The sequence below is a fragment of the Streptomyces bikiniensis genome (assembly GCF_000716625.1).
GTDB lineage: Bacteria > Actinomycetota > Actinomycetes > Streptomycetales > Streptomycetaceae > Streptomyces > Streptomyces bikiniensis.
In genome coordinates, this window is record NZ_JNXJ01000001.1 from 77,295 (window position 1) to 97,002 (window position 19,708).

Genomic DNA, 19,708 nt, shown 5'->3' on the forward strand with positions numbered 1-19,708 from the left:
GCGCACATCACCATGGGACGTGGAAAGTTCCGCATCTACCTCGGCGCGGCACCCGGCGTCGGCAAGACGTACGCGATGCTCTCGGAGGCCCACCGGCGGGTGGAGCGCGGCACCGACTGCGTCGTCGCCTTCGTCGAGCACCACCACCGACCGCGTACGGAGGTGATGCTGCACGGCCTGGAGACGGTGCCGCGCAGGGAGATCGCGTACCGGGACACCGTCTTCACGGAGATGGACGTGGACGCGGTCCTCGCCCGCCGGCCGGCCGTGGCGCTCGTCGACGAGCTCGCCCACACCAACGTCCCCGGTTCCCGCAACGCCAAGCGGTGGCAGGACGTCGAGGAGCTGCTCGCGGCCGGCATCGACGTCATATCCACGGTCAACATCCAGCACCTGGAGTCGCTCGGCGACGTCGTCGAGTCGATCACGGGGGTACGGCAGCGGGAGACCGTCCCGGACGAGGTCGTCCGCCGGGCCGACCAGATCGAGCTGGTCGACATGTCGCCGCAGGCCCTGCGGCGGCGGATGGCCCACGGCAACGTCTACAAGCCGGACAAGGTCGACGCGGCCCTCTCCAACTACTTCCGCCCCGGCAACCTCACCGCCCTGCGCGAGCTCGCCCTGCTGTGGACCGCCGACCGGGTCGACGAGTACCTCCAGGAGTACCGGACCGAGCACCGCGTCTCGAAGATCTGGGGCTCCCGCGAGCGGATCGTGGTCGGCCTCACCGGCGGCCCCGAGGGGCGCACCCTCATCCGGCGTGCCGTCCGCCTCGCCGAGAAGGGCGCGGGCGGCGAGGTCCTCGCCGTCTACATCTCCCGCAGCGACGGCCTCACCACCGCGTCGCCCAAGGAGCTGGCGCTCCAGCGCACGCTCGTCGAAGACCTCGGCGGCACCTTCCACCACGTCGTCGGCGACGACGTCCCCACCGGGCTGCTCGAATTCGCGCGCGGCGTCAACGCCACCCAGATCGTCCTCGGCGTCAGCCGGCGCCGGACGTGGCAGTACGCCTTCGGACCCGGCGTCAGCGCCACCGTCGCCCGTGAGTCCGGACCCGACCTCGACGTCCACATCGTCACCCACGACGAAGCCGCCAAGGGCCGCGGTCTCCCCACCGCCGGCCGGACGCGGCTCGGCCGGCCCCGCACCCTGTGGGGCTGGGCCGTCGGCCTCGCCGGGCCCGTCCTGCTCACCCTGCTCCTGAGCAGCGTCCTCCCCGAAGTGGGCCTGGCCAACGACGTACTGCTCTTCCTGACCCTGACCGTGGCCGCGGCCCTCCTCGGCGGCCTCAGACCCGCCCTGGCGTCCGCGGCCGTCGGATCGCTCCTGCTCAACTGGTACTTCACCCCGCCGCTCCACCAGCTCACGATCGCCGACCCGCGCAACATCGTCGCCCTGGTGATCTTCGTCGGAGTCGCGATCTCGGTCGCCTCGGTCGTGGACATCGCCGCCCGCCGTACCCATCAGGCGGCCCGGCTGCGGGCGGAGGCGGAGACGCTCTCCTTCCTCGCGGGCAGCGTGCTGCGCGGGGAGACCGGTCTGGACGCCCTGCTCGAACGGCTCCGTGAGACCTTCGCCATGGAGTCCGTGGCACTCCTGGAGCGCGGTGACGACACCGAACCGTGGTCCTGCGTCGCCAGGGTCGGCCCCCGCCCGATCGACCGCCCCGAGGTTGCCGACGTGGACATGCCCGTCGGGGACCACCTGACCCTCGCCCTGATCGGCCGTGTCCTGCCGGCCGAGGACCGCCGTGTCCTCGGAGCCTTCGCCGCCCAGGCCGCCGTCGTCCTCGACCGGCAGCGACTCGTGGGAGAGGCGGAGGAGGCCCGCAAGCTCGCCGAGGGCAACAAGATCCGCACCTCGCTCCTCGCCGCCGTCAGCCACGACCTGCGCACCCCGCTCGCCGGCATCAAGGCATCCGTCTCCTCCCTGCAGGCCGACGACGTCGAGTGGTCGGAAGAAGACCGGGCAGAACTGCTCGCGACCATAGAGGACGGCGCCGACCGGCTGGACCACCTCGTCGGCAACCTCCTCGACGTGTCCCGCCTGGAGACCGGCACCGTCACGGCCGTGATCAGGGAGACCGACCTCGACGAGGTCGTCCCCATGGCGCTCCTCGGCGTTCCCGAGGACAGCGTCGAACTGGACATCCCCGAGACGCTCCCGATGGTCGCCGTCGACCGCGGCCTGCTGGAACGCGCCGTCGCCAACATCGTCGAGAACGCCGTCAAGTACAGCCCACACGGGGAACCCGTTCTCGTATCGGCGAGCGCCCTCGCCGACCGCGTCGAACTCCGTGTCGTGGACCGGGGCCCCGGCGTCCCCGACGAGGCCAAGGACCGCATCTTCGGCGCCTTTCAGCGGTACGGGGACGCTCCGCGCGGTGAGGGCGTCGGCCTCGGCCTCGCCGTGGCGCGTGGCTTCCTGGAGGCGATGGGCGGCACGGTGACGGCGGAGGACACCCCCGGGGGCGGGCTGACCATGGTGCTCGGCCTGCGTACGGCGGACGGCCTCCCTCCGTCGAGCACGGGAGTCTCCCGGGAGAGGACGACCTGAGGCCGGTGGTGGATCCGGCCGTGTCAGTCGGGGTCCGGGCGGGCGCCCGGCACTTCAAGCGGCAGGACGCAGGGGTGTTCCCGCCCTTCCCGCAGGAACGTGAGGCGGACCGTGAGGATGCGCGCGGAAGGGGCGACGGCCGGCTGCCCGGTGATCGTCCCTTCCGTGTGGCCGCCGTCCGCGCTCGGGCCGTACGCACCGCCCCAGTCGGTGTACTCGTTGCCGACGTCGTCGCGCGCCTCCAGTGCCGGCAGGACGAACGACTCGCCTTCCTCCCCCCGGGGAGGGGCGGCCTGACCGTGTAGCGGAGGGTGAACGAGTCCTCGTCCAGTGACAGACCGTCGACGACGAGTTCGTGGCGGCCGTCGAGGACACGGGCGCTGGTGCGGGGGGTCCGGCTGTTCACGGGGTGCTCACGCGCTTCCGGGCCGGGGAACCCGACAGGTGATGCAACGGTCGGCGGCCGAGTCGGGCCTGGAGCCCTTCAGCGACCAGTGGAAGGTCAGCTCGTTGCCGGTGGCGATCGTGCCGGAACCCCCCCGACGTGCTGATACTTGTTCATGCTGCCGTGGAAGTTGTACGTGCTGATCGCGGTGTGCGGACCGTACGGCGGATTGACGGCCTTGCCGTTGACGTACGCGTACGGCATCGTCACCGTGACCGGAGAACCGAGGTTCGCCCGGGCCGTGTGGGACAGTTCGAGTCCCCGGGCGAGGGTGCCGCCCGACGCGCGCTGGAAGGTGACGGTCGATACCGCGTGCGTCCAGGTGCCGGTGCACAGCTTGTTCGCCGGCGTCCGGACGTGAACATCCTCCGCCCGCTCCCGGGCCGGCTCCTCGACGGTCGCCGCGTCCTTCGGCTCGTTCCGTGCGAGAAAGCCGCCACCGTCGTCGGACGGCTCGTCCACCGCCGAGGCGGATGCGGCGGCCATCGCCGGCAGGATGGCGCCCGAGGCGGCCAACACCGAAAGGACCTCCCTAACAGATCTCCCCCTTGCTTGACGTGCGTCACAACCGTTGCGGGTTGGAAAGCGGTTCACATGACGTCGTGGGAACAATCTCGCCGAGTGATCAATGCGGCAGCAACGGGCAGAGCGTATGAACCCCGTCAAGAGGAGATGTACGGGCGAAGCCGGGCTCACGCAGATCGAGGAGGCGCGCGAAGCGGAGGCGGGGTGTCCGGTGCGTGTCGGGTCGGGGGCGGTAGGAGGTCTGCGCCCGGGAAGGCGCCTGCGATCGCTTCCGCGCGGGCGACGCGTGCGCGGTCTGCCGACTGCTTCCTCCTGCCGAGCGCCCGAGTGGCGGGAGGGCACCGGCCCGGACGTACCGGGCCGGCACCGCGAGCGTTCCACGGCCTCGGTGCGGCAGGTGTGTCCTGCCGGGAACTCGGCCCCGGACCGCCACGACTCCCTCTGTGGGGGAATGAGCGGGGGACGCGGTCCGCTCCTCCGCCGCCACCGCAGCGAGGCGGTGCGCGATGGAACCGAAGGCCACGTGGCGGCCGCCGGCGATCCGCTCGCCTTCTCGACCCGCCCGCGCCAGCGAAGGAGCGCTTCATGCAGATCGCGATCGTGCTCTACCCGGGCTTCACGGCCATCGACGTCATCGGCCCCTACGACGTACTGGGCCGGCTGCCCGACACCGAGATCGTGTTCGTCGCCGAAACGCCGGGCCTCGTCCGTAACGACCTGCGCAGCCTTTCCATCGAAGCCGTGGCCCGGCTGGAGGACGCGCCCCGTCCCGATGTCGTGGTCGTCGGCGGCGGCCCCGGACAGGCGGACCAGATGACCGACGGCGCCCTGCACGCCTGGTTGAGGCGCGTCGACGAGACCGCCGACTGGATGACGTCCGTCTGCACCGGCGCCCTGGTCCTCGCCGCGTCCGGAGTCCTCGCCGGCCGCCGGGCGACGACGCACTGGGGCGCTCTCGACCGGCTCACCGGGTACGGCGTGACCCCGGTGAAGGAGCGTGTCGTCGTCGACGGCCACTACGCGACCGGCGCGGGAGCCTCGGCGGGGATCGACATGGCCCTGACCCTGGCCGGGCGGATCGCCGGGGACGACACGGCCCAGGCGGTGCAACTCCTCCTGGAGTACGCGCCACAACCGCCGTACGACGCGGGGACCCGGGAGTCCGCGGGCCCCGACGTCGTGGAGAGGCTGTTCGCGATGTTCCCGCACGAGTGAGTGCGGTCGGCCGGGCCGCCTTCGCGGGTCCCGCGCGAGCGGATCGTGGCAAAGCGCCGCTCCGGCGGGTGTCCTGAACGCAGCGTGTCGTTCGGTGTGGTCCGGTCGCCCGATCCCGGTGTGCCGCAGGCCACAGGAGCCGTCGGGAACCCGCAGCGCCCTCGCCACGACTGACTCTGCGACCGGTTCGCAGCATCCGACCGCACCGCGAGAGACGGAGACGAGACCTGTGGCGTCACACGGGACGGAAGCGGGAGCCTCGCCGATCGGGCGGGGGAGTGCGCGGCTCACCGCCCTGCTCACCTGCGCGATGGCGTTCTCCATGCTCCAGCTGTTCCTGCTGGGGGCGCTCGGCCCGCGGCTGGTGGACGATCCGGGCGTCTCTCCGACGGTGCTCGGCCTGACCACGACCCTCGGTTTCGGCACCGCCGCCTTCCTCTCCCCGGTCGCGGGGCGGATCGTCGACCGGACGGGCCCGCGACGTTCGCTGGTGCTGCTGCTCGTGGTCTCCGCCGTCGCCCTGGCGCTGATCGGCGCCGCCCCCGGTGCCGGGCTGCTGCTCGGTGCGGTGGCCCTGGGGGGCATCCCCCAGGCGCTCGCCAACCCGGCCACCAACAAGGCCGTACTGGCGACGGTGGTTCCCGAACGGCGTGGCGCGGTGACGGGCATGAAACAGTCGGGCGTCCAGCTGGGCGCGTTCGCCGCGGGGCTTCCCCTGGCCGGACTCGCCGCGGGTCTCGGCTGGCGCGCCGCCGTGTGGACCGCCGCGGGCGCCGCGCTGCTGGCCGCGGCCTGGGCGTACCGGTCCCTGCCCGCCGACGACGTGCGGCCCGCGTCACCCGCCGGCCGGCTGCGGGCCCCCGAGGGCATGACGGCCTGGCTGTGCGGCTACTCCCTCTTCCTCGGTGCGGGCATCGCGTCGGTCAACACCTACCTCGCGCTGTACGGTTCGGGGCCCCTGGGCCTCGGGCCCGCCGTCGCGGCGGCCCTCGTCGCGGTCCTCGGTGTCACGGGGATCGTGGGTCGTATCGGTTGGTCCCGGGCGGCCGGGCCGGGACGGGCGGAGCGGTTGCCCGCCGTCCTGGCGTGCGGAGCCGTCGGCGCGGCACTGCTGATCGGCGCCGCGGGGTGGGTCGGCCCGCTGGTGTGGGCGGGGGCGGTCGCGGTGGGCGTGTTCGCGGTCTCGGCGAACGCCGTGTCGATGGTGCTGGTGATGCAGCGGGCGAAGCAGGGGAGGGCGGGGCAGGATTCCGCTTTGGTCGCCGCCGGCTTCTTCGCCGGCTTCGCGGTCGGTCCCGCGGTGTTCGCGCCGTTCGCGGAGACCGGCCACTACGGGTGGGGATGGCTGCTCGTCGCCGCGGAGTTCACGGCCGCCGCGGCCGTCGCGTACGTCTGGTTCCGCCGCGACCGGCGGGTGCCGGCCCGGTGAGCGGTGTGGCGGGGGACTGGGCCGACCGGGCCATGGCCGCCGTGATGGAACGCGTCACCACGACCGAGGCCCAGGTCGGGGAGCGGTTCCCGCTGTACGCGGACCCCCGGGACGGGATCTGGAAGACGACCGGCCGTGGCTCCTGGACCGGAGGATTCTGGGCCGGGCTGCTGTGGCTGCGGGCCCGGTACAGCGGATCGGCGGCCGATCGGCGCGCGGCTGCCGGGCGCACGGCGGCCCTGGCTCCCTGGGCCGACGCGGACACCGTCACCCGGGGGCTGGTCTTCTGGTACCCGACCGCCCTGGCCGACGGCGACCCGGAGGCAGCCGTCCTTCAGGAGCGGGCCGCGCGGGCCGTTCTCGCCGCCCGTGACCCCGAACTCGGCCTCGTCCCCTGGGGGGAGGCTTTCGGCGGCCCCCGGTTGCAGGCCCGCGCCGACGGGATGCCCGGGACCGTACCCCTGCTGGCGACGCTCGCGCCCGGGGCGGCCGCCGGCCACCTCCACCGGCACCTGGACCTGTGCCTCGGACCGGAACGGGAACCTCTGCCCGCCTGGCGGTTCGAGGGAGGGGACGTCGGCTGGCAGCCGTGCGGGGAGCCCGGGCGGGGGTGGAGCCGGGGCCGCGCCTGGCTCCTCCTCGCCGTGGCGGACGCCCTGTTGCTGCCCGAGGTCGCCGCCCGCGACCGCGTGCGCCTGACCGAGGCGGCCCGGCGCCTGCTCTCGCTGGAGGGCATCCTGTCGGGACCGTTCGTGCCCCCGAACGACCGCGCGGCCCCGTACGGTCCCCTCGACACCTCGGCCGCCGCGATCACCGCCGTCGCCCTGCTCAAGCTCGCCCGCGTACCCGAGGACTGGGCGCCCGCGTGCTCGTACCGGGGAGTCGTCACGCTGAGCACCCTGGCCGCGAAGCACCTCACCGCACCGGGGTCCGGCCGGCCCGCGGGCATGCTGCTGGACGGCTGCTACGACGCGGGCCGGGGCCTGGCCGAGCGCCACGAACTGGTGTGGGGCGACTTCTTCCTGGCCCTCGGCCTGGCCTCCCTGAACGGTCTGGTCGACCTCACCCGCGTGTAGCGGCCTCTTCCGCCCGGTCGCGGAGGACGCGGCGCGCGACGGAGGTGACGTGGAGCTCGTCGGGGCCGTCGAGGATGCGTGCGGCCCGGCCGCCGCGGAACAGCGCGGGCAGGGGCGTGTCCGGGCCCAGGCCGGCCGCTCCGAACACCTGGATCGCCGCGTCGGCGACCTGCTGGAGCATCCGCGCCGCGGCCACTTTCGCCAGGCCCACCTCCGTACGCGCATCGCGCCCGGCCGCGACCAGGGCCGCCGCCTCGTGGACCAGCGGCCGGGTGGTGCGCAGGGCGAGGAGCGCGTCGAACACGTGCTGCTGGACGAGCTGGTGGTCGGCCAGCGAACCGCGCGTCCCGCGGCGCGTGACGGCCCGCTCGCACATGAGGTCGAAGGCCCGCTGGGCCTGGCCGAGCCAGCGCAGGCAGCGCAGCGTCCTGCCGATCGCCAGCCGCTCTCCCGCGAGGGTCAGGGCGCCGCCCTCGGGGCCCACCAGGTGGTCGTCCGGAACCGCGACGCCGTCGAACTCGATCTCGTACTGTCCTGCCGCGCCGAACACGGGGAGCTCGCGCACCACCCGGAACCCCGGCGCATCGGTCGGGACGAGGAGCAGTGACAGGCCGTCCCGGTCGCCCGGTGCGCCGCCGGTCCGGGCCAGGACGGTCACCAGGTCGGCCCGGGCCGCTCCGGAGACGAACCACTTGCGGCCGCTGACCCGCCAGCCGCCGCCCGGTGTGCGGGTGGCGGCGGTCGAGGTGAGCCGGGGTTCGGTGCCGGGGACGTCGGGTTCCGTCATGGCGTAGCAGGTTCGCAGGGTGCCCGCGACGAGGGGCCGCAGGTAGGCGTCGCGGACCCGGTCGGTCGCGTGCCGGGACAGCATGCCGACGTCCAGCAGGGGAGCGGAGCCGAGGGCCGCCGGCCCGTGATCGCTGGCCCCCTCGGCCTCTGCGAACCGTGCGTAGGCGGCGAACGGCAGCCCGCCGCCGCCCAGTTCCGCCGGGAGCGGGAGCGCCCAGAGCCCCTCCGACCGTGCCCGCGTGTGGATTTCGGCCAGGGCGACGGCCGCCGCCGGGCCACCGGCGTCGAGCACCGTCTCCGCCGGTGTCACCACGGAGCCGACGAACTGCCGTACGCGCTCGGTCAACTCGGCCGACGCGGTGTCGGATCGGGTGGGGTCGTCCAGCGATGCGGGATCCCGCACGGCGATGCCTCCTCGGCTGTCCGGGAACTCCCGGGAACGTGTGTCCGACTCTCTCTGTGGAACTGGTCGGGCGCACCGGCGTCCTGGTTCCCGTCTTCGGTACGACTCGGGCGCCGGCCACCGCCGGGCGCCGGGAGAGGAGAGGCATGGCGTCACCAGCAACCACGGCGGCCCTACGACCACTCGACGCGATGGACACCACCGTCTCGGGGCCCACGGAGATCGCCGACGTCGTCGCCGCGCACCTGGAACTGCTCGGGGCCCGCGCGGACGGGTCGCCGGACAGGGCCGGGGACGACGGGATCACGGTGGGCGGCCGGGGGTTCGAATCCGTGTCCGCCACCGTGCACTGGGGTGCACCCGGGACCGGACTCGTCGACGAGGCCACGGTCCAGGCCGCCACCGGCGTGATGGCCGTGCACGGGCGCAGGACCGGCCTTCCGGCCGGGCTGGCCGCCGACTACGCCGCCACCGCCACCGGAGTCCTCGCCGTCCAGGGGCTCCTCGCGGGACTGGTCGGGCAGTCCCGCGGAACGGCGGTCGGCCACGTCGAGGCGACCGCCGACCGGGCCGGGCTCCTCGCGGTCTCCCAGTACCTGGCGGCCGCCGGGGCCGACGAGGGAGAGGCCGCCGAACTCGCGCCCGGGGGGCCGCCCTTCACCTCCGCCGAGGGAGTCCTCTTCGAGCTGGAGACCCTCGACCCCGGTGCCTGGGCCGCCTTCTGGCGGGCCCTGGAGGCACCCGCGGACGCGATCCGGGCGGGCTGGCGTCCGTTCCAGTTCCGCTACGCCACGGCCTGCGCGCCCTTCCCGCCGGTGCTGCACGAGGTCACGCGCGGGAAACCGCTGGAGGAGATCCGCCGGGCCGCCGACCTGTCGGGGGCCGAGGTGTGCGCCCTGCGGACCCTGGCGGAGCGTCACGCGGAGGCCGACGGTGCGCCGCCCTGGTCGTTCCTGCCGGTCGGAGGCGAAGCGTTCCAGCGGCCCCCGCGCACGGCGAAGCCGGTCGGACCCGAGGCCGACGGCGGTCCGCTGACGGGCCTCACCGTGCTGGAGGCCGGCCGGCGCATCCAGGCGCCCCTCACCGCCCACCTGCTGGGCCTGCTGGGCGCCGAGGTGATCAGGATCGAGCCGCCGGGCGGGGACCCGCTCCGCGGCATGCCGCCGACCTCGTCGGGCATATCGGCGCGCTGGCTCGCCCTCAACCGCGGCAAGAAGGCCGTCGAGATCGACATCAAGGCGGCGGCCGACCGGCGCAGGCTGACCGAGATGGCCGCCGGCGCGGACGTCTTCCTCCACAACTGGGCTCCGGGCAAGGCGGCCGGACTGGGCCTGGACGCGGAGGACCTGGCCAGGGTCAACCCCGCCCTCGTGTACGCGTACACCGGCGGCTGGGCGGGCCGGATCGACGACGCTCCCATGGGCACCGACTTCATGGTCCAGGCCCGTACCGGCGTCGGCGAGGCGGTCCGGCCCGAGGGCGAACCGCCCGCACCGTCCCTGATGACGCTGCTCGACGTGCTCGGCGGACTGCACGGGGCCGAGGCCGTCCTGGCGGGACTCCTGCTGCGCGAGCGCACCGGCAGGGGGATGCGTGTGGACTCCTCGTTGCTGGGAGCGGCCGACACCCTCACCGCCCCCGCGCTGGCACGGATCGGGCGGGGCGAGAACCCTCGCCGTCCGGCCGGCTTCCGCCGGCCCCTACGCACGGCGGACGGCTGGATCGCGCCCGCCGACCGCGATGCCCGGGCCGCCGCGGCCCACGACCTGACCGCACTGCCCACCGCGGAGGCGCTGGCGCTGCTGCACGGCCACGGTCTGGCCGCGACCACCGTCACCACGGACCTCTCCGCCCTCCACCACGATCCGCGTTTCGGCGGTGCGATCCACCGCGACGCGCACGGCGCCCCCGCCGTCCCGGCCCCTTGGAGCTTCGCATGACCGTCGACCTGCACGACCTGCTGCCCGCCGGACTCCGCCGCTCCTGGGCGACCGACGGAACCTGCCCCGACCTCGACCTCTACAGCCTCTTCAGGGCCCGCCAGATCGCCGACCCGCACCACACTGCCGTCCTCGACGCCAAGGGCAAGCTCTGCTACACGGCACTCGACCGCAAGGTCCGATGTCTGGCCGCCGGTCTCAGAGACCTCGGCATACGCGAGGGCGACGTGGTCGGCGTGCAGCTCCCCAACCACCGCAACGCCGTCATCGCCGACCTGGCCCTGGCCGCCCTCGGCGCCGTCGCCCTGCCCTTCCCCGTGGGCCGCGGCGTCTTGGAGGCCGAATGCCTGCTGCGCCGTGCTCAGGCCGTGGCCGTCATCGCCGCCGTCGAACACCGCGACTTCCACCACGCCGCCGACCTCCATGTCCTCACCCGGTCCCTGCCCGACCTGCGCCACGTCGTCGCCGTCGGTCCCGGCCAGGCGCCGGAGGGAACGGTGGCGTGGGCCGGACTGATGCGCAGTGATCCGAAGGCGTTCACGCCCGCACGTCCCGACCCGGACAGCGCCGCCCGCATCCTGGTCTCCTCCGGTTCCGAGGCCGAGCCCAAGATGATCGCGTACTCGCACAACGCGCTGGCCGGCGGGCGGGGCAACTTCCTCGCGTCGCTCATGCCGGACCGGACGCCGCCCCGCTGCCTCTTCCTCGTCCCTCTTGCCTCCGCGTTCGGCTCCAACGGCACGGCGGTGACCCTCGCCCGCCACGGCGGCACACTGGTCCTGCTCGACCACTTCACCCCGGACGCCGCCCTCGCGGCCCTGCGCGAGCACCGGCCCACCCACGTCCTGGGCGTGCCGACGATGGTCCGCATGATGCTGGAGCGTCTCGACGCGGACGCCGAACCCCTCCCGGCGCCGACCGCCCTCGTCCTCGGCGGGGCGCCGCTGGACGAGACCACCGCGGCCGCCGCGGCGAAGGCGTTCGGCTGCCCGGTCGTCAACCTGTACGGCTCCGCCGACGGGGTCAACTGCCACACCGGGCTTGCCCACACGGTTCCGCCCACCGACGGCTCGGGCGTCGTCGCCGGCCTCCCCGACCCCCGCGTCACCGAGATCCGGATCGCCGACCCGGACACCCACGACGCGCTCGCCGACGGCGCCGTCGGCGAGATCATCTCCCGGGGCCCGATGTCCCCGCTGTGCTACGTCGGCGCACCCGACCTGGACGCCCGCTACCGCACGCCCGAGGGCTGGGTCCGCACCGGCGACCTCGGATTCCTCGACGCCGACGGCGTCCTGCACGTGGTCGGACGGCTGAAGGACATCGTCATCCGGGGCGGCGCCAACATCAGCCCGGCCGAGGTCGAACGCGAGCTCACCTCGCACCCGTTGGTCCGGGACGTGGTGTGTGTCGGGGTCCCCGACCCCGTGATGGGAGAACGCCTCGCGGCCTGTGTGGTCCCCCGGGGTGAGGACGCCCCCACCCTGGAATCCCTTGGCGAGCACCTGTCCGCGCGGGGCATGGAACGCCGCAAGCACCCCGAACGGCTCCTGGTCGTCCAGGCCATGCCGCTCACCGCGGCGGGCAAGCCCGACCGGGCCGCGCTGCGGGACCGTCTCACCCCGAGCGGGACGGACCCCGTCGCCCGGGAGGAGCGGCCGCCATTCGCGCAGGCGGGCTGATCAGGAGGGCCGGTCACGCGCGCACCGCGTGACCGGCCCCGACCCGACCACCGCCCCACGCCGGCGGACGCCTGGACATCCGGAGCGTGTACGAACCCTCGGAGGCGGTCCCCGAGGCCGGGAAACGCACGCGGGTGCGTCCGAAAGGGAACGCACCCGAGTGGGCCCGCCGCGCGGTGCGGGCCGAAGGCGGCCGTGCCGGCGGGGCCGGCGTCACGGGGTCAGGATCCGCCCATCCCCTTCTTGATCTCGGTCGCGGCGTTGCGGTAGACGGCCAGCAGGTCGAGGTCGTCGCCGGGGTAGTTGACGATCTGCACCTGCCTGGCGCCGGAGTCGGGCAGCACGGTGCCGGTCGACATGTGGGCGTTGTCCAGGACCAGGGCGGGCTTCTTGCCGGAGAGTTCGGCCAGCTGCGCGGGGGTCACGGCCTCCGGTCCGTACGTACCGGCCGGGGTGATGCCCGCGAGCTTCGCCGCCCAACCGGTGAACACCTGGGTGACGGTGACGGGGCTCTTGCCGCCGGGCCAGGCCGCCTGGACGTCCTTGTTGAGCTTGCCGTACTCGCTGTCGAATCCGGTCTTCCACTTCGTCGCGGCGTCCGTCGTGCCGAAGAGCGCGGCCAGCTTGTCGACCTCTGCCTTGACCTTGTCCGGGTCGTTGTCGAGGTTGACCTCGACCAGCTTCGCCTTCGAGCCGGCCGCCTCCTTGATCTTCGCGGCGTACGGCTCGAACGGCGCGTAGAGGACGAAGTCGGCCTGGGCGACGGCGGCGAGGTCGGAGGGCTTCGGGTCGTAGTCGGGGGCGTGGTGCACCGACTGCGGGACGATGACCTTGACGTCGTCGGCGCCGGCGGCCTTGGCGAACGCGCCCTCCCAGGTCGTGGTGACCACGACCGCGGGCTTCTGCTCGGCGTCGGCGGGTGCCGAGGACGCTCCTGCCGAGGCCGAGGCCGAGGCCGACGACGAGGGGGAGGACGTGTCGTTCTTGTCGCCGCCGCAGCCGGTGACGAGGGTCAGGCCGAGCGCGCTCAGTGCGAGGAGGGACGGGATGCGGACGCCGGTGCGCGCCATGAGGTGGTTCTCCGTTCGGATATGAGGTGCACGGCGAGGACGACCGCCCCCGCCGTCAGGACGAGGACGGGCCCGGGCGGCCAGTCCAGCCACAGGGCCAGCAGGAACCCGGTCAGGTTCACCGCGACCCCGATCCCGATCGCCCACAGGGTGATCGACTTCAGTGAGCGGCCCAGCCGCCGGGCGGCGAGAGCGGGCAGCAGGGTGAGCGCGTCGACGAGCAGGGCGCCGGTGAGCTTGATCGCTCCGGCGACCGCCACGGCCACCAGGACCAGCAGTGCGGCGGTCAGGGCGCGGACCGGGACGCCCGAGCACTCGGCCAGCTCCCGGTCGTACAGCAGCAGGCCGACGTCCCGCCGCCGCCACCAGAACAGCGCCGGCACGACGACGGCCAGCGCGCCGAGCACGATCAGGTCCGGTGTGCCGACGGAGAGGATCGAGCCCCACAGCAGCGCGAACGCACCCGAGGCGTTCACCCCGGACACCGCCAGGAGCAGCAGGGCCCCCGCGATGGCCAGGCTCATCAGCAGTCCCATCGCCCCGGACAGTCCGTCCGGCGTACGGGCCAGGGGCGCCACGCCCGCCCCGGCCAGGGCGCAGGCCACCAGCGCGCACAGCATCGGGTCGAGCCCCGTGATGAGGCCGACGGCGATCCCGAACAGCGCGACGTGCATCATCGCGAACCGGACCGGCATGATGTCCAGACCGACGATGATCACGCCGATGACGGGCAGACCGACGGCCGCGAACAGCAGGGCGAGACCGGCCCGCTGGACCGGGACGAGCTGGAGCAGCGCGCCGACGTCGGCGGTCGCGAGGGTGCTCACCGGACCTCCCGCAGCCGGCCCGCCGCCATCTCCAGGACCCGGTCGCACCGGTCGGCGAGCGCCCGGTCGTGCGTGACCACGACCAGGGTCACCGGCAGCGACGCCAGGACGTCCGCGGCTTCGGCCTGTCCGTCGAAGTCGAGTGCGGCGGTCGGTTCGTCGGCGAGCAGCACCTGCGCTCCGGCGGCGACACAGCCGATCGCCCGCGCGAGGTACATGCGCTGGAGCTGCCCGCCCGACAGGGTGTGCAGCGGCCGTTCGACCAGCGTGCCCACCCCGAGCCGGCCGGCCGCTTCCGCGGCCTCCGCGGGCGCACCACCGCTGGCGAGCAGTTCGGCACCGAGCAGGGGGAACCGGCCGACAGCAGGCTTCTGCGGGATCCAGGCGCAGGAGCGCCGCCGCCACGCCCACTCGGCCGCCGTGCCGGTGCCCCGGCCACCGACCAGGATCGATCCGCCCGCCTGCCGGTGCAGACCCAGGACGGCGCGCAGCAGCGTCGTCTTGCCCGATCCGTTCGTCCCGGTCAGTGCCACCCGGTCCCCGGCGGCGATCTCGAGGTCGACCCCCGAGACCGCCTCCACACGGCCGTGCCTGCACATGACCCCGTGCATCCGCACGTCCAACCCGCCCATCCCACACCTTTCAGACGGCACGTGTGAGGAGCCGGTTCGCTCCTCCCCCAGCGAGTAGTCGGATGGAGCGCGGTGCTGGTTCCAGGACGCGCCGTTCCGCCGGAATCGAGCCGCGCGCGATTTCTCCGCCGAGGTGCGCCGGCCGTGGTCCGGCGGGCGCGCGGGCGCGTCGGAGGGCCGGGGCCGGGGCGGTTCCGCCGGAAGGAGCCGGTGCCGGTGCCGTCCGGGTTACCGAGGAGCACAGGGACGATCCTCACGTGGGATCCGCCTCGCGTGGCAGGCGTTCCGAGGGGATTCCCGTGCCAGGATGACGCCGCCGGACCACGTGGGAATTCGCCTTCCCGAGCGTGGACCGTTCCGGGCCTGTCGGCCGCGTGTTTCGCCACATCCCGCTTCACGGAGGGGATGCGGCCGGCAGGTCCCTCGTGGCGGACGCGATCCTGTCCGGCCGAATGACCACCGTGTTCGTCCCTTCTGGTCCGCCGACACCTGGAACGCGGTCTTCCGCGGTGCGGATCCGGCCCCGGTCTGTGAGCACCGGGTACGAGCTGTCAGGATGCGTGCCATGACGGTCGGGGGGAGCTTGCGCGTGGCGCGCGCCGCGATGTTCGCGGTGGTGTGCGTGGTGCTCGCGTCCGTCGGTCACGTGCTCATGTCCGGCGAGTCCCTGCCGTGGCACGTTCTCGTCCTCTCCCTCGCGGCCGTCGGCGGTGCCGGCTGGGCGGCCGCGGGCAGGGAGCGCGGCCGCGTGGCGGTGGTGGCGCTCACCCTCGCTGTCCAGGCGGGCCTGCACGGGGCCTTCACCCTGGCCCAGGCACTGTCCTCGTCCCCGGCGGGGACATCCGGCGCGGAGTCCGCGCTGGCGCGACGCTGGGCCGACTACCTCCTGTGCGGGTCGCACAGTGACCTGGCCGCCGCGGCGCGCGCCTACGACGTGGCCGAGGACGCCGGTCTGATCCGGAACCTCAAGATGCCGCCGTTGAGCGACGGTTCGTCCGCGATAGTCGCCCTTCAACACACGGGGCACGGCGGGGGGCACGGAGGCGGCGGCCACGACATGGCCGCGATGACCGGTACCGCCTCGTGGGGCATGCTCGCCGCGCACGCCGCCGCGGCCCTGCTGTGCGGGCTCTGGCTCGCCCACGGCGAGCGCGCCCTCTTCCGTATCCTGCGCGCGGCCACGGACCGTGTCCTCGTCCCCTTCGCGCTCCTGCTGGCGATGCCCGCTCCGACGTGGGAACCGCCGAGGACGCCCTCCCTCGACCAGCCTGTGCGGCCGACCCGGCTGCGGCTGCTCGTCCACGCGCTCATCACCCGGGGTCCTCCGGTGGGAGCCGCTGTCGTCTGACGGCGGAAGAACCCGGACCGCGGCCGTACGCCGTCCGGGAGCACCCCCGTGCCCCCGCACGGGGCCCACCCCCTCACGGGCAGCCGACGGACGCGTGCCGTCGTGCCCGGAACACGGAAGGACCCGATCCCACGATGAGCCCTGTCCTGTCCGAAGACGTCACGGACGACGACCTCACCGCCTGGGCCCTCGCCGCCTCCCGCGGCGACGCCGACGCCGTCGACCGCTTCGTCCGCGGGGTCCAGAGCGATGTGCGGCGGTACGTCGGCCGGCTCGCCGACGACGCCCAGGCGGCCGAGGACCTGACCCAGGAGACGTTTCTGCGCGCCCTCACCAGCCTGCACCGCTACGAAGGGAGGGCGCCGGCGCGGCTGTGGCTGCTCTCCATCGCACGGCGCGCGGTGATCGACAGCATCCGCTACAAGACGTCCCGCCCACGTGTCTCCGACGTCGCCGACTGGCAGGACGTCGTCGAGCGGACACAACCGACGGACCTGCCCGGTTTCGACGAGGGCGTGCTGCTGCGGACCCTGATCGGCGCGTTGCCCGAGGACCGGCGGGAGGCGTTCGTCCTCACACAGGTGCTCGACCTCTCCTACGACGAGGCCGCACGGGCCGCCCACTGCCCCATCGGCACGGTCCGGTCACGGGTCTCCCGCGCGCGGGCGGCGCTGGCACAGTCGGTGAAGCACCCCGAAGGGATGCCCGTGGCCGCCTGAGGCCGACCGGTCCCCGGGCGCTCCCGGTCGTTTCCGTCCGCCGTCCCCGGCGGACGGAAACGACCGGGAGCCGCGGGCCGGACGTGAGCGACCGCGAGCGGGGCGGTCCTCAGGCCGACGCCACCGCGTCCAGCCTGCCTTCCTTCGCCTCCTCGACGAGCGAGGCGAACTGGTCCGCGCTCATCTCCACCTTCTGTCCGAAGTCGTCGGTGATCACCACCCGGCGCTCCGGGGGCGCGCTCTCGTCCACGAAGAGCTGGGGGCAGCCGCAGTCGCACTTTCCGCAGAACGTCGCCAGGGGCTCCAGAGAACCGATGTCAGCCATCACCACACGCCTTTCTCGATCACATCCGTACCAGGGCCGCACGATGCCGCCCCGTCCTCACGGACGGAGGAGTCCTGCCCGGCCGAGCGACACGCACGCCCGTCCGGAGAGCCGCCTGGGAGCACGAGGACCGGCCCTGTGCTCCCGATGCCCCCGATTCCGGCCATCCGCCGGAAACCGGACACCGCTTTCGTACGACCCTTCCGGCGGGGCGGCCGTTCCGCCCGGTCGCCGAGGGTGTGAGGGGGCGGGACTTCCCACCTGTTTGTCCCGTTGGTCGTTGTGGTGAGGCACCTCACTCGGACGGGGACGGGCAGGCGTCGGCACCGGTCGTGCGGTGCAACTCCGTTGGTCGTGCGCGAAGCTGACGGTGCGTGTGCGGGAGACGTCGCGGGGGAGCCGGGAAGCGGCGTCACGGGCCCTGCCCGGGCGGGCTACCTTGTGGCCGTGCGCGGACCCGGGAACTGGCTGAGGCGGACCCGGGCGGGTCTGCTCGGGGCCTTCGCATGCCTGTTGCTCGGCGCCGCCGGGCATGCGGCGGCGGGCGGGCGACTGCCCGGCGCGACGGGGCTCGCGGGGATCTTCGTCGTGCTGGCGGTCCTGTGCGGGGCGGTGTCGGCGCTGCGCCGTCACCGCTTCGCGGCGACCGCTCTCACGCTCGGTCTCGTCCAGAGCGTCCTGCATCTCGTGTTCCACGCGATGACCGGCGGGCACGGCGGGCACACCGCGGAGTCCGGCGGCGGGCACATGGCGCACATGGAGCACACGAGCCACGCCGGGCACGCTGAGATGCCGACCGGTTCCGTGGCCCCGGGACACTCCATGGACGCCGGGATGACGCCGGCCCACACGCTCGCGGCGCTCGGCGCCTCGGTGTGCCTGATCCACGGCGAACGCCTCCTGGCACGTCTGTCCCGGCTGCTCCTGAGCCCGCTGCCGCGCGCCCTCGTGCCCGCGGCGGTGCCGGTTCCACCGAAGCTGCCGACCGGGAGGCCCGACCGCCCCCTTCCCCCCTCGCACGGTGTGCTGCTCGCCCGCACCCGCCCCCGGCGCGGCCCGCCCCCGGTGACGTACGCCTGATCACCACCCCGCCCCGACCGGCGGTCTTCCCCGTGCCGACGGCGCCTCGCGCGCCCGGCCCGGTTTCCGTACGTCCCCATGGAGCACACACATGTCTTCCGTCACCGAATCCACCAGACCGAGAGATCCCTCCGGCGCGCCGGACGAGGCGCCTTCGGGCCGGTCCCGGCAGGGCGTACGCGCCCTGCTCGTCCGGCTCCACTTCTACGCCGGCGTGTTCGTCGCCCCCTTCCTCTTCGTCGCCGCCCTGACCGGCCTCCTCTACACCTTCACCCCCCAGCTCGACCAGCTCCTCTACGGAGACCAGCTGCGGGTGGAGCAGACCGGCGAGCGGGTGCTGCCCCTGTCCGAGCAGATAGCCGCCGCCCGGGCCGCCCACCCCGAGGGCACCCTCACCTCGGTGATCACCCCGTCGGGTCCCGAGGACACGACCCGCGTCGAGCTGTCGCTTCCCGAGCTCGGGGAGAAGCAGCGGACGGTCTTCGTCGACCCCTACACGGCCGAGGTGAAGGGCGAGCTGACCACCTGGTTCGGCTCGACCCCGGCGACGACCTGGCTGGACGACCTGCACCGCAACCTGCACCTGGGCGAGTTCGGCCGGATGTACTCCGAGGTCGCGGCGAGCTGGCTGTGGGTCATCGCCGCCGGCGGGCTCGTGCTGTGGATCGGCCGCAGCCGCGGACAGCGGGCGAAGTCGGCACGCGGTGTCCTGCTGCCCGACCGCTCGGCGCGTGGCGTACGCCGTACGCGCGGCTTCCACGCCGCGACCGGCGTCTGGCTCGCACTGGGCCTGTTCTTCCTGAGCGCCACCGGTCTGACCTGGTCCCACTACGCCGGTGAGCGCTTCGGGCAGGTCCTCGACGCGGCGCGGGGCCACGCGCCCGAGCTCGACACCCGGCTGCCCGACGCCCCCGAGCCCGCGGCGGAGGACGGCGGCGAGCACGCGGGGCACGCGGGTCACGACACGGGCGCGGGCGAGGCGCCGAAGGCGGACCCGGCGGACTTCGACAAGGCGCTGGAGGCGGCGAGGAAGGCCGGTCTGGGCGGCACCGTCACGCTGACGCCCCCCGCCGACACCGCCGGCGGCTGGGTCGTGGCGCAGTCCGACAACGTGTGGCCGGTCCACTACGACAGCGTGACCGTGGACGCCGCGAAGGGCGAGGTCACCTCGCGCGTGCGCTGGGCCGACTACCCGGTCCTCGCGAAGCTGACCAAGCTCGGCGTCCAGGGGCACATGGGCGTGCTGTTCGGCATCGTCAACCAGATCGTCCTCGCGCTCGTCGCGATCGGCCTGATCCTGGTGACCTTCTGGGGCTACCGCATGTGGTGGCAGCGCCGTCCCACCCGCGAGGACCGCTCCGGACGCCTGGGCAAGGCGCCCGCGCGGGGTGCGTGGCGTCAGCTCCCGCTGCCCGTCCTGATCATCGGAGTCCCGGCCGTCGTGGCACTCGGATGGGCGCTGCCGCTGCTGGGCGTCACCCTCGCGGTGTTCCTGGTCGCCGATGTCGTCGTCGGACTCGTGCGGCGCGCCCGCACGGCATGACGGCCCGGCCCGGGGCTGCGACGCGCGGCCCCGGGCCGACTCCCCGATGTGACTCACGTCACTGCATGATGAAGGAACTACCCCTCCCCGGTATCCGACCCCTG

16 protein-coding genes are annotated in these 19,708 nt (G+C 73.9%); 10 read left to right on the forward strand and 6 right to left on the reverse strand.

The window, feature by feature from the left end; genetic code table 11:
- Positions 1 to 12 precede the first annotated feature (12 nt).
- Positions 13 to 2,556 (forward strand): sensor histidine kinase, encoded by a 2,544-nt coding sequence (locus OO47_RS00320; RefSeq protein ID WP_030211348.1) that lies wholly within the window; start codon positions 13 to 15, stop codon positions 2,554 to 2,556.
- A 502-nt stretch (positions 2,557 to 3,058) separates the two neighbouring features.
- On the opposite strand, the gene OO47_RS00330 is transcribed toward OO47_RS00320, so the two are convergent.
- Positions 3,059 to 3,487 (reverse strand): hypothetical protein, encoded by a 429-nt coding sequence (locus OO47_RS00330; RefSeq protein WP_158708619.1) that lies wholly within the window; start codon positions 3,485 to 3,487, stop codon positions 3,059 to 3,061.
- Positions 3,488 to 4,111: 624 nt separating this feature from the next.
- Here OO47_RS00330 and OO47_RS00335 point away from each other — a divergent pair.
- From OO47_RS00335 to OO47_RS00345, 3 genes are all read left to right on the forward strand, one after another.
- The gene (locus OO47_RS00335; protein ID WP_030211353.1) at positions 4,112 to 4,741 is read left to right on the forward strand and encodes a DJ-1/PfpI family protein; all 630 of its coding nucleotides are present in this window, start codon (positions 4,112 to 4,114) and stop codon (positions 4,739 to 4,741) included.
- Positions 4,742 to 4,970: 229 nt separating this feature from the next.
- On the forward strand, positions 4,971 to 6,170 hold the full coding sequence (locus OO47_RS00340) for an MFS transporter (protein WP_051715759.1): 1,200 nt from the start codon (positions 4,971 to 4,973) through the stop codon (positions 6,168 to 6,170).
- Entirely contained in the window at positions 6,167 to 7,246 is a 1,080-nt protein-coding gene (locus OO47_RS00345; protein WP_030211358.1) for a hypothetical protein, read from the forward strand. The genes OO47_RS00340 and OO47_RS00345 overlap by 4 nt, the downstream gene beginning before the upstream one ends.
- Here OO47_RS00345 and OO47_RS00350 read toward each other — a convergent pair.
- Positions 7,233 to 8,438, reverse strand: coding sequence for an acyl-CoA dehydrogenase family protein (locus OO47_RS00350; RefSeq protein WP_106969310.1), 1,206 nt, complete (start codon positions 8,436 to 8,438; stop codon positions 7,233 to 7,235). The two genes, OO47_RS00345 and OO47_RS00350, sit on opposite strands and share 14 nt — an antisense overlap.
- Before the next feature lie 146 nt (positions 8,439 to 8,584).
- Between OO47_RS00350 and OO47_RS00355 the strand changes: the two genes are divergently transcribed.
- Together OO47_RS00355 and OO47_RS00360 are read left to right on the forward strand one after the other, a co-directional pair.
- Positions 8,585 to 10,378, forward strand: a complete 1,794-nt coding sequence (locus OO47_RS00355) for a CoA transferase (RefSeq protein ID WP_030211360.1) — start codon at positions 8,585 to 8,587, stop codon at positions 10,376 to 10,378.
- The gene (locus tag OO47_RS00360) at positions 10,375 to 12,060 is read left to right on the forward strand and encodes a class I adenylate-forming enzyme family protein (RefSeq protein WP_051715762.1); all 1,686 of its coding nucleotides are present in this window, start codon (positions 10,375 to 10,377) and stop codon (positions 12,058 to 12,060) included. The genes OO47_RS00355 and OO47_RS00360 overlap by 4 nt, the downstream gene beginning before the upstream one ends.
- 221 nt (positions 12,061 to 12,281) lie before the next feature.
- On the opposite strand, the gene OO47_RS00365 is transcribed toward OO47_RS00360, so the two are convergent.
- Genes OO47_RS00365 through OO47_RS00375 form a run of 3 tightly spaced genes read right to left on the reverse strand, consistent with a single transcriptional unit; the run spans position 12,282 to position 14,589 of the window.
- The gene (locus OO47_RS00365) at positions 12,282 to 13,130 is read right to left on the reverse strand and encodes a metal ABC transporter solute-binding protein, Zn/Mn family (protein ID WP_030211364.1); all 849 of its coding nucleotides are present in this window, start codon (positions 13,128 to 13,130) and stop codon (positions 12,282 to 12,284) included.
- Positions 13,088 to 13,957 (reverse strand): metal ABC transporter permease, encoded by an 870-nt coding sequence (locus tag OO47_RS00370; protein ID WP_030211365.1) that lies wholly within the window; start codon positions 13,955 to 13,957, stop codon positions 13,088 to 13,090. The genes OO47_RS00365 and OO47_RS00370 overlap by 43 nt, the downstream gene beginning before the upstream one ends.
- On the reverse strand, positions 13,954 to 14,589 hold the full coding sequence (locus tag OO47_RS00375; RefSeq protein ID WP_030211367.1) for an ABC transporter ATP-binding protein: 636 nt from the start codon (positions 14,587 to 14,589) through the stop codon (positions 13,954 to 13,956). The genes OO47_RS00370 and OO47_RS00375 overlap by 4 nt, the downstream gene beginning before the upstream one ends.
- Positions 14,590 to 15,178: 589 nt before the next feature.
- Here OO47_RS00375 and OO47_RS00380 point away from each other — a divergent pair.
- A complete protein-coding gene (locus OO47_RS00380) occupies positions 15,179 to 15,937 on the forward strand; it encodes a hypothetical protein (RefSeq protein ID WP_324606502.1) in 759 nt (252 codons plus the stop codon).
- A 134-nt stretch (positions 15,938 to 16,071) separates the two neighbouring features.
- The gene (locus OO47_RS00385; protein WP_030211369.1) at positions 16,072 to 16,656 is read left to right on the forward strand and encodes a sigma-70 family RNA polymerase sigma factor; all 585 of its coding nucleotides are present in this window, start codon (positions 16,072 to 16,074) and stop codon (positions 16,654 to 16,656) included.
- Between the two features lie 109 nt (positions 16,657 to 16,765).
- Here the strand turns inward: OO47_RS00385 and OO47_RS00390 are convergent, their stop codons facing one another.
- Entirely contained in the window at positions 16,766 to 16,981 is a 216-nt protein-coding gene (locus OO47_RS00390) for a hypothetical protein (RefSeq protein WP_030211370.1), read from the reverse strand.
- A 447-nt stretch (positions 16,982 to 17,428) separates the two neighbouring features.
- Here OO47_RS00390 and OO47_RS00395 point away from each other — a divergent pair, with 447 nt between their 5' ends.
- Both OO47_RS00395 and OO47_RS00400 read left to right on the forward strand, forming a co-directional pair.
- Entirely contained in the window at positions 17,429 to 18,061 is a 633-nt protein-coding gene (locus tag OO47_RS00395; protein WP_234323040.1) for a hypothetical protein, read from the forward strand.
- Positions 18,062 to 18,152: 91 nt separating this feature from the next.
- Positions 18,153 to 19,604: a PepSY-associated TM helix domain-containing protein gene (locus tag OO47_RS00400; protein ID WP_030211377.1), complete on the forward strand. Its 1,452-nt coding sequence runs from the start codon at positions 18,153 to 18,155 to the stop codon at positions 19,602 to 19,604.
- Positions 19,605 to 19,708: the final 104 nt, after the last annotated feature.

What these genes read in the sequence shown, in the direction of transcription:
- OO47_RS00320 (WP_030211348.1), top strand. Translation starts at nt 13, where the DNA reads ATGGGACGTGGAAAGTTCCGCATCTACCTCGGCGCGGCACCCGGCGTC.
- OO47_RS00330 (WP_158708619.1), bottom strand. Translation starts at nt 3,487, where the DNA reads ATGGCCGCCGCATCCGCCTCGGCGGTGGACGAGCCGTCCGACGACGGT.
- OO47_RS00335 (WP_030211353.1), top strand. Translation starts at nt 4,112, where the DNA reads ATGCAGATCGCGATCGTGCTCTACCCGGGCTTCACGGCCATCGACGTC.
- OO47_RS00355 (WP_030211360.1), top strand. Translation starts at nt 8,585, where the DNA reads ATGGCGTCACCAGCAACCACGGCGGCCCTACGACCACTCGACGCGATG.
- OO47_RS00360 (WP_051715762.1), top strand. Translation starts at nt 10,375, where the DNA reads ATGACCGTCGACCTGCACGACCTGCTGCCCGCCGGACTCCGCCGCTCC.
- OO47_RS00365 (WP_030211364.1), bottom strand. Translation starts at nt 13,130, where the DNA reads ATGGCGCGCACCGGCGTCCGCATCCCGTCCCTCCTCGCACTGAGCGCG.
- OO47_RS00375 (WP_030211367.1), bottom strand. Translation starts at nt 14,589, where the DNA reads ATGGGCGGGTTGGACGTGCGGATGCACGGGGTCATGTGCAGGCACGGC.
- OO47_RS00385 (WP_030211369.1), top strand. Translation starts at nt 16,072, where the DNA reads ATGAGCCCTGTCCTGTCCGAAGACGTCACGGACGACGACCTCACCGCC.
- OO47_RS00390 (WP_030211370.1), bottom strand. Translation starts at nt 16,981, where the DNA reads ATGGCTGACATCGGTTCTCTGGAGCCCCTGGCGACGTTCTGCGGAAAG.
- OO47_RS00400 (WP_030211377.1), top strand. Translation starts at nt 18,153, where the DNA reads ATGTCTTCCGTCACCGAATCCACCAGACCGAGAGATCCCTCCGGCGCG.